This is a genomic window from Terrabacter sp. P5_B1 (assembly GCF_056400505.1).
Genome location: NZ_JBFULD010000559.1, coordinates 1 through 1302 on the forward strand (window position 1 = coordinate 1; position 1302 = coordinate 1302).

Consider the following 1302-nt stretch of genomic DNA (forward strand, 5'->3'; position numbering starts at 1 on the left):
GTCCCAGCTGGCCAACGGGGTCGCCCTGGTCATCGCGACGGTGTGCAACACCGCGCTCAACCGGGCGTGGACCTTCGCGGTGTCGGGTCGTCGCAACATGGTCTCCCAGCAYGGCCAGGCGCTCGTCATCTTCGCGATCACGTATGCCGCCACGACCGTCGCGCTCGCCGTGCTCGTCCCCGACGCTGGCACGGCCGTGCAGACCGTGGTGGTCGCCGGGGCCAACGTCCTGTCGACGGCCGCCCGGTTCGTGGCGATGCGGCGCTGGATCTTCCGCGTGCCTGTCGCGCCTGCCGCGCCGGGCGAGCCGGCCAGCGCGGCGCTCAGCAGACCGACGGACCGCCACGACCCGGCATACGCGATCGACGATGTGCTCGAGAGTCCGCACGACGTCTGCTGATGGCGGTCTGTCAGCCCGCCTGGGGGCTCAGTCCCGGTCGTCGGGCGCGGCGCACGCCTCCCACCACGGGTCCTGGTGCGCGGCGACGGCCTCGTCGATGTCGTTGCCGCTCAGCTCGATCCGCGTGCCGACGCGTGGGGCGACCATCCGCACGCCGCGCTCGGCGGYGGCCCGCCGCGCCCAGCGGATGGGCTCGCTCCACCAGTGCGTGGCGAGGTTGAAGGTGGCCCAGTGGATGGGCAGCAGCACCGCGTCGGTCTCGCCCTTGTTGACGTCGAGGTGGGCCTCGATCGCCTGCTCGGGGTTGAGGTGGATGTCGGGCCAGTGGACGCTGTAGGCGCCGATCGGGATGATCGTCAGGTCGAAAGGCCCGAGGTCGGCGCCGATGTCGGCGTAGCGGTGCGTCGGTCCCGAGTCGCCGCCGAAGAAGACCGCATGGCGCGGACCGTGCAGCGACCACGCCGCCCACAGCGTCTGGTTGCGCACGAAGCCGCGCCCCGAGAAGTGCCGGGCCTCGGTGCACGTGATGCGGACGCCCGCGATCTCGGTCTCCTCGCGCCAGTCGAGGCTCGTGATGCGCGCCGTCGGCACGCCCCACGCGCGCAGGTGCGCGTCGACCCCGAGCGGCACGACGTAGTGCGGCTGGTGGGTGCGCTCGAGCTGCCTGATCGACGGCTCGTCGAGGTGGTCGTAGTGGTCGTGGCTGATGACCACCGCGTCGAGGTGCGGGATCTCGGCGATGCGACCGGGCACCGGGTGCAGCCGCTTGGGTCCGGCGACCACGGACGGCGAGGCCCGGTTGCCGAAGACGGGGTCGAGCAGGAAGCGCCGCCCGTCGAGCTCGACGACGCTCGTCGCGTGGCCGTACCACGTGACGGCCAGGTCGGCGGGCTCGTGCGGGT

General features: G+C 72.5%; 2 protein-coding genes. One reads left to right on the plus strand and one right to left on the minus strand.

Annotation, left to right across the window (positions count from 1 at the left end):
- Window positions 1-400, plus strand: a 400-nt coding sequence (locus AC1DP0_RS21960) for a GtrA family protein (protein ID WP_478088723.1), incomplete at its 5' end; no start/stop codon positions are given.
- 27 nt (window positions 401-427) lie between these two features.
- On the opposite strand, the gene AC1DP0_RS21965 is transcribed toward AC1DP0_RS21960, so the two are convergent.
- Window positions 428-1302, minus strand: an 875-nt coding sequence (locus AC1DP0_RS21965; RefSeq protein ID WP_478088725.1) for an MBL fold metallo-hydrolase, incomplete at its 5' end; no start/stop codon positions are given.